The organism is Magnetococcales bacterium (assembly GCA_015228815.1).
Classification (GTDB): Bacteria; Pseudomonadota; Magnetococcia; order Magnetococcales; family UBA8363; genus UBA8363.
Window position 1 is genome coordinate 35,874 of sequence record JADGCV010000034.1, and the last position, 6,649, is coordinate 42,522.

At 57.6% G+C, this 6,649-nt stretch carries 7 protein-coding genes; all 7 read right to left on the reverse strand.

The features are described 5' to 3' along the window. Window positions 1-4: 4 nt before the first annotated feature. The 7 genes from rnc to HQL76_13795 all read right to left on the reverse strand — a co-directional run bounded on the left by rnc (window position 5) and on the right by HQL76_13795 (window position 6,619). Entirely contained in the window at window positions 5-781 is a 777-nt protein-coding gene (gene rnc / locus HQL76_13765; GenBank protein MBF0110232.1) for a ribonuclease III, read from the reverse strand. 9 nt (window positions 782-790) lie between these two features. Next, complete coding sequence (locus HQL76_13770; GenBank protein MBF0110233.1) at window positions 791-1,135, reverse strand: hypothetical protein; 345 nt, start codon at window positions 1,133-1,135, stop codon at window positions 791-793. A gap of 61 nt (window positions 1,136-1,196) precedes the next feature. Then, complete coding sequence (gene lepB, locus HQL76_13775) at window positions 1,197-1,994, reverse strand: signal peptidase I (protein MBF0110234.1); 798 nt, start codon at window positions 1,992-1,994, stop codon at window positions 1,197-1,199. A 94-nt stretch (window positions 1,995-2,088) separates the two neighbouring features. Then, the gene (gene lepA, locus HQL76_13780) at window positions 2,089-3,906 is read right to left on the reverse strand and encodes an elongation factor 4 (GenBank protein ID MBF0110235.1); all 1,818 of its coding nucleotides are present in this window, start codon (window positions 3,904-3,906) and stop codon (window positions 2,089-2,091) included. Between the two features lie 80 nt (window positions 3,907-3,986). Continuing rightward, window positions 3,987-4,454: a hypothetical protein gene (locus HQL76_13785; GenBank protein MBF0110236.1), complete on the reverse strand. Its 468-nt coding sequence runs from the start codon at window positions 4,452-4,454 to the stop codon at window positions 3,987-3,989. Window positions 4,455-4,611: 157 nt separating this feature from the next. After that, the gene (locus tag HQL76_13790; GenBank protein MBF0110237.1) at window positions 4,612-6,159 is read right to left on the reverse strand and encodes a 2-isopropylmalate synthase; all 1,548 of its coding nucleotides are present in this window, start codon (window positions 6,157-6,159) and stop codon (window positions 4,612-4,614) included. A gap of 157 nt (window positions 6,160-6,316) precedes the next feature. Then, a complete protein-coding gene (locus HQL76_13795) occupies window positions 6,317-6,619 on the reverse strand; it encodes a DUF4351 domain-containing protein (GenBank protein MBF0110238.1) in 303 nt (100 codons plus the stop codon). Window positions 6,620-6,649 lie beyond the last annotated feature (30 nt).

The following is a 6,649-nucleotide window of genomic DNA, read 5'->3' on the forward strand; positions in this document are numbered from 1 at the left end:
AATTTTATTCGAATCGTTCCTTTTCCGCCAAACTCTGGACCAGAGTACCAAAAACCTGTGCCGCAGCGGTCTGTTCGGCCATCCTCTTGGATTGTCCCGTACCGATCCCCGGTTCCTGCCCTTTCACGAAGCATTCCACCTGAAAAAGACGGTCATGAGGAGCACCGCTGACCCGAACCACCCGATATTGAGGCAAAGAACGGCCCATTCCTTGAAGTTTTTCCTGCAACAAGGTTTTGTAGTCCTTATCCCAGCGACCATCCTTTAATTTTCGAATACGTGAACCAAGTTTTTCCGCCGTCACACGCAAAACCGCATCGTATCCACCATCCAGATAGATGGCCCCGAATACCGCCTCGATGCTGTTGCCCAGAATCGATGGTTTTTTCCTGCCGCCACTGAGATCCTCCCCCTTGCCCATTCGAAGATGGTCGCCCAGAAGAAGTTCTTCACCCAGATCCCCCAGGGTCCGGGTATTGACCAGCGATGCGCGCCAGGTAGACAACAACCCTTCCGAAGCCTTGGGAAAATGGTGATAGAGGAGGGCGGAAACCGCCAGGTCGAGCACCGCATCTCCCAAAAATTCCAACCGTTCGTTATGATTGTTACCTCCGGGGTCCTCCACCCGGGAATCGACGGATCTTGGGGCCGACCGATGGGTCAAAGCCAACTGCAACAGTGCCTTGTCGGAAAAAACGTAGCCCAGAAGGGCTTCCAGATTCCGTAAATCTTCCTCCACCCCCGGTCGTCCTTCGCCTGTTGGCTCATCGAATTGCGTCATGACATTCAATCATTGGCCCGCTTCATAGCGCAGAACCATTTCTTCATATCCGGGCACGACAAACGTCGTTCCGCCAACTTCAAGCGAAAGAGGAATGCGCTGGGTAACGACGACCTGGTATCCATATTTGGTTTCCCGGAATTGGAAGGTCTCCTTGGTGGTTGTTATATTCGAGCGATCCAGTTCAAAATTGACGCGACGCATCACCTCCTGCAGCGGCAGATTGGCATAATCGAGCACCACACGATCGGCCAGGTCCTTGAGTACGTAATAATCATAGATTCCAGGTCCCGCCTTGCCGAGAAACGTCAACAGCAGCCCGAGAACTCCCCCAAGCAACATCAATCTGGCCATGAACCGACTCCTTCTTTCGAGCAGACTCCGGAGGGGCGATTTGCGAAAACGGACATCGGATTCATCGGACCAGGGTCCCGAGCCGTTCCCAACGCAGCCGGCCATTCTGATCATCCCAGGACCAGAAAATGGCCAGGGCGCGTCCCACGAGACGATGGGCGGGGACAAACCCCCAAAAACGGCTGTCATTGCTGTTGTCGCGATTATCCCCCATGACGAAATAGTGTCCCGGTGGCACCACCTCATCGGTGATTTGATCGGAAAAGGAAAAGGGACGGACCAGGATGGAATGAGACGCATCCTGAATGCGTTCGTCGAAAAGCGCCGATTCAACCTCGGCGCCCCGCTCGTTGCGGTAGGTATACGTACCCGCCCCTTCATAGGCGACGGGTTGATCGTTGATATAAAGACGCTTGTCCTGATAGACGATCCGATCCCCGGGAAGACCGATGATGCGTTTGATGTAATCCTTGGTAGGGTCGCGCGGATATTCGAAGACCGCGATGTCCCCCCTTTTGGGACCATCCCCCATGAATAAACGATCCCGGGTAAAGGGAATGCGGTGGCCATAAGCGAATTTGCTCACGAACAGATAGTCGCCCACCAACAGGGTGGGAATCATCGAACCCGAAGGAATCTTGAACGGTTCGATGATGAAGGTGCGCACCAGAAGGGCGATCCCGACCGCCAGGACGATCGCTTCATAATATTCGACGACGGTGGGGTCTCTTTGCAGAAACCATCGTCCCCGCCACGCGAAGAGCCCCCCTGTCACCAGAAGCGCCACCGCCACCACCGGTCCCCAGGGAAAGGACCCTTCCTCGACCCCTTCGCCGATGGTGCTGTAGCTTCCCAGCATGTAAATGCCGGCGATGATGAACATTGCCGCATGCCACAGATGTCTGATCCCCGTTGCCTTGGGTTCCCCCTTGTTGGAATCCACGTCACATCACCTATTCGACCTTGAGGACGGCCAGGAAGGCTTCCTGTGGGATTTCCACCTTTCCCACCTGTTTCATCCGTTTTTTCCCGGCCTTTTGTTTTTCCAAGAGTTTTCTTTTTCGTGTCACGTCACCGCCATAACATTTGGCGGTGACATTCTTTCGCAATGCCTTGACCGTTTCCCGGGCGATGATCTTGGCGCCGATGGCTGCCTGAATGGACACCTCGAACATTTGCCGATGAATGATTTCCTTCATTTTTTTTGCAAGATCGCGCCCCTTGGACTGCGACTTGTCGCGATGAACGATGCTCGAAAGGGCATCCACCGGATCACCGTTGATCAAGACATCCAATTTGACCAGTGGACCGGGACGATATTCAAGCCATTCATAATCCATGGATGCATAGCCCCGGGTGATCGACTTGAGACGATCATGAAAATCCATGACGATTTCATTGAGCGGCATTTCAAACTGGATCAGGACCCGGGTATCGGAGACATAGACGATGTCGCGTTGCACACCGCGGCGTTCGTTGCACAACTGCATGACCGGCCCCATGTATTCCGCGGGGGCCATGATGGAGGTCTTGACGAAGGGTTCCTCGATGACATTCCAATGGTTGGTGGGCGGCAGATTGGCGGGATTGTCCACTTCCATCACGGTTCCGTTGGTCAGAACGACACGGTAGACCACGCTGGGAGCGGTTGTGACCAGTTCCAGATCAAACTCGCGTTCCAGGCGTTCCTGGACGATTTCCATGTGCAACATGCCCAGAAAACCGCACCGGAAACCAAATCCGAGGGCAGGAGAGGACTCCGCCTCGTAGATGATGGCCGAGTCGTTGAGGGAAAGTTTTTCCAGGGCCTCCTTGAGCCCCTCGAAGGCGGCGGAATCCACCGGATAGAGTCCGGCGAAGACCATGGGCTTGACCGCCTTGAAACCGGGAAGACGTTCGCCGGCAGGCCGTGCGGCATCGGTGATGGTATCCCCCACCCGCGCCTGGGACAACTCCTTGATCCCGGCGATCACCAGTCCCACTTCCCCCGCGCCCAGGGTTTCGACATCGACGACGCGGGGGGTGACGACGGCGATGCGGTCCAGGGCGTATTCAAGCCCGGAACTCATGAGACGAATCTTGCGGGTACGGCTTTCAATCCGTTTTTGTGTCGAAAGGGTCCCTTCGTAGACCCGAACCAGAGCGACCACCCCCAGGTAATTGTCATACCAGGAATCGACGATCAACGCCTTGAGCGGCCCTTCCGGATCGCCCTTGGGCGGGGGCATCCGCCGAACGATCGCTTCGAGGATGTCATCGATGCCGATTCCCGACTTGGCGGAACATTCGATCGCATGGGAGGCATCCAGACCGATCACCTCCTCGATCTGGGCCCGGACCCGTTCGGGATCGGCGGAAGGGAGATCAATCTTGTTGATGACCGGGACGATTTCCAGATTGTTTTCCATGGCCAGGTAGACGTTCGCCAGGGTCTGGGCCTCGACTCCCTGGGCTGCGTCCACCACCAGGAGCGCCCCTTCGCAGGCGGCGAGCGACCGGGAGACTTCATAAGAGAAATCGACATGGCCCGGAGTATCGATCAAATTGAGGATGTAGGTTTCACCGTCCTGGGCAACATAGCGCAACCGGGCCGACTGGGCTTTGATGGTGATGCCGCGTTCTCGTTCCAGGTCCATGCTGTCGAGCACCTGGTTGGACATGTCGCGCAGCTCCATCGCCCCGGTCCGTTCGATCAGGCGGTCGGCAAGAGTGCTCTTCCCATGGTCGATATGGGCAATGATGGAAAAGTTTCGGATACGGTTCAGAGTCATTCACGCGCCACGTCGAAGGCATTGGATTCTGCCGGGCTGCCTGTCGGGGGACATGCGGGCGCTGCGGAGAACCAGGAAATCTACTTATAATCCCCCCGATCGCTTTTTGCCAGTTCCACCGTGGCCAAAACCGTCGTCCGATGCAACAAGTCGCGTTCCAGACCGGAGGTCGGAGTCGCCGAGAGGGTCCGGAGGGCATTGTCCCGGGTCTTGCGCAGATGGGTCCGCAATTGCATGTTGGCCAGGGAATCGTTGCGCCCCCCTGTCCCTTCCAGGTCCCGACCCAGGGCGGCCAGGGAATCGAGAAGTTCCCCGGTTTGCAGCAGTTGTTCCCGGCGTTGATGCGAGGTCGGTTCCCGATCACCCGTGGCCGCGACAGGTCCAATGGCCGTGACCGTCTCGACTGCCTCGGTCTCCTGGGCCCCGGCAACATCGGCCAGATGACGGGCAAAAATTTCCCCCTTGATGCCATCGATACCACGGCTCTTTGCGGAAGAGATCGAACCGGAAGCGGGCGAATCGGTCTTTCCCACGCGGCGGATGCTCATACTGGGCTCCTTGTCTTGATTTGTATGGGGTCCACGTCGTCGAATCCCTGACCCTGATGATCCTACAAAGGCCGTGCCAATTCGAGCGAACCTGTATTCGGGATCCGGGGGATCTGGGGGGATCCCGGGAAAACTCCGACCAGGAAAAGACTGTCCCTTAAATTCCCTTTTGCAAAAGCGTGTCCCGGCAGACCAGTTTGTTGAGCGCATTGATAAACGCCCGGGCCGAGGCGACGATGACATCGTTGTCCGCCCCCTGACCCTGAACCAAACGGCCTCCCTGTTCCAGACGCACCGTCACCACCCCCTGGGCATCCATCCCCTGAGTCACGGCGCTCACCTGATACAGGTTCAGCCGGGCCGCGCCCGCCTCGGGGATCAATTGGTGAATCGCCTGGAAGACGGCATCGATCGGTCCGACCCCGGTCCGGGTCGTTTCAAGGACCGTTTCGCTCCCCGCCTGAATCGCGACCGCGGCCATCGGAGTGTCCTGCATTCCCGAGACGACATGCAGTTTGACCAACCGATAATGGTCATCCTCGCGAATGACCTCGTCGTCCACCAGGGCGAGGATGTCTTCGTCGAACAGTTCCTGCTTCATGTCCGCCAACCCCTTGAAACGGCGGAAGGATCGATCCAGTTGCCGATCGTCCAGTTCATACCCCAGTTCCTTGAGCCGTTCCTTGAAGGCATGCCGTCCCGAATGTTTTCCCAGGACCATGCGGTTGGTCGCCAGACCGATCGATGCGGGGGTCATGATTTCGTAGGTGGTCACCTCCTTCAGGACCCCGTCCTGATGGATGCCCGATTCGTGGGCGAAGGCGTTGGCGCCGACGATGGCCTTGTTCGGTTGCACCGGAAAACCGGTAATGGCCGAAACCAGCCGCGAGGAACGGATGATTTCCGTCGTTTCGATGCGCGTTTCAAGGTCGTGAAAGGGGAGATGATCGCGCCGGGTCCGGAGGGCCATGACCACCTCTTCCAACGCGGCATTGCCTGCCCGTTCACCCAGGCCGTTGATGGTACACTCCACCTGGCGCGCGCCGTTGGCCACCGCCGCCAATGAATTGGCCACCGCCAGACCCAGATCGTTGTGACAGTGAACCGAAACCACCGCCTTGTGGATATTGGGGACATGGTTCATCAGATGGGCGATCCGGGCACCAAATTCCTCCGGCATGGTATAGCCCACCGTATCGGGAATATTGACCGTTCGCGCCCCCGCCGCGATGACCGCTTCGACGATGCGGCAGAGAAATTCCAGTTCGGTCCGCCCGGCATCCTCCGCGGACCATTCGACATTCGACGTATAGCGAACCGCATGCCGCACTGCCGCCACCGCCGCCTCGACAACCTGATCCTGATCCATGCCGAGTTTGTGCCGGCGATGGATGGGACTGGTGGCAATGAAGGTGTGAATGCGCGGATCGGTCCCTTTGGACAACGCCTCCCAGGCGCGATCGATATCCTCGAACCGGGCCCGGGCCAGTCCGGCAACACTGCATCCGCGGATGTGGTGGGCCACCTCCCGAACCGATTCAAAATCACCCACCGAGGCAATGGGAAAACCCGCCTCGATCACATCCACCCGCAACCGTTCCAGTTGTCGGGCAATACGCAGCTTTTCCTCGATGTTCATCGAGGCGCCGGGGGATTGCTCACCGTCGCGCAGCGTGGTATCGAAAATCAGGATCGGTTCCGCCATCTCTCAAGGTTCCATTCATGCCGTTGCCGCAAACAAACCCGGGGGGGGGGGGCCAACGTTCACTCCAAGTAACGCAAGTTTGCCATATTCACTGTGGATACAAAAAGCGTTTCGGTCGCCTTGCAAGGCCATCGCGGCGAAACTATTTCATTATAGCCTATTGAAAAACATCCTCTATTGATTGCTCCTCCAAAATGCGCTCCGTCCACCGCTCCAGGGTTTCCAGGTCCGCCTGGGCCAGCCGGGCTTGCACCCAATCCGGCACGGAAGCGCCGAACCGTCGCTGAATCTGGCGAAGCAAGGTGCGCATCTCACCTTCCCGAAGACCTTCCCGAAGGCCTTCCCGAAGGCCCTCCCGATGTTCCTGGACCAGACGATGCTCGAATTTTGGCAGGGAAAATATTTTCTCCTCCGGCATTACATCAAGCATGAACTTGAACAGATCCTCACCCAGGCCCATGACATATTCCGGCGTCATCTCCTGGGCCTC

What these genes read in the sequence shown, in the direction of transcription:
- rnc (MBF0110232.1), bottom strand. Translation starts at nt 781, where the DNA reads ATGACGCAATTCGATGAGCCAACAGGCGAAGGACGACCGGGGGTGGAG.
- HQL76_13770 (MBF0110233.1), bottom strand. Translation starts at nt 1,135, where the DNA reads ATGGCCAGATTGATGTTGCTTGGGGGAGTTCTCGGGCTGCTGTTGACG.
- lepB (MBF0110234.1), bottom strand. Translation starts at nt 1,994, where the DNA reads ATGCTGGGAAGCTACAGCACCATCGGCGAAGGGGTCGAGGAAGGGTCC.
- lepA (MBF0110235.1), bottom strand. Translation starts at nt 3,906, where the DNA reads ATGACTCTGAACCGTATCCGAAACTTTTCCATCATTGCCCATATCGAC.
- HQL76_13785 (MBF0110236.1), bottom strand. Translation starts at nt 4,454, where the DNA reads ATGAGCATCCGCCGCGTGGGAAAGACCGATTCGCCCGCTTCCGGTTCG.
- HQL76_13790 (MBF0110237.1), bottom strand. Translation starts at nt 6,159, where the DNA reads ATGGCGGAACCGATCCTGATTTTCGATACCACGCTGCGCGACGGTGAG.
- HQL76_13795 (MBF0110238.1), bottom strand. Translation starts at nt 6,619, where the DNA reads ATGGGCCTGGGTGAGGATCTGTTCAAGTTCATGCTTGATGTAATGCCG.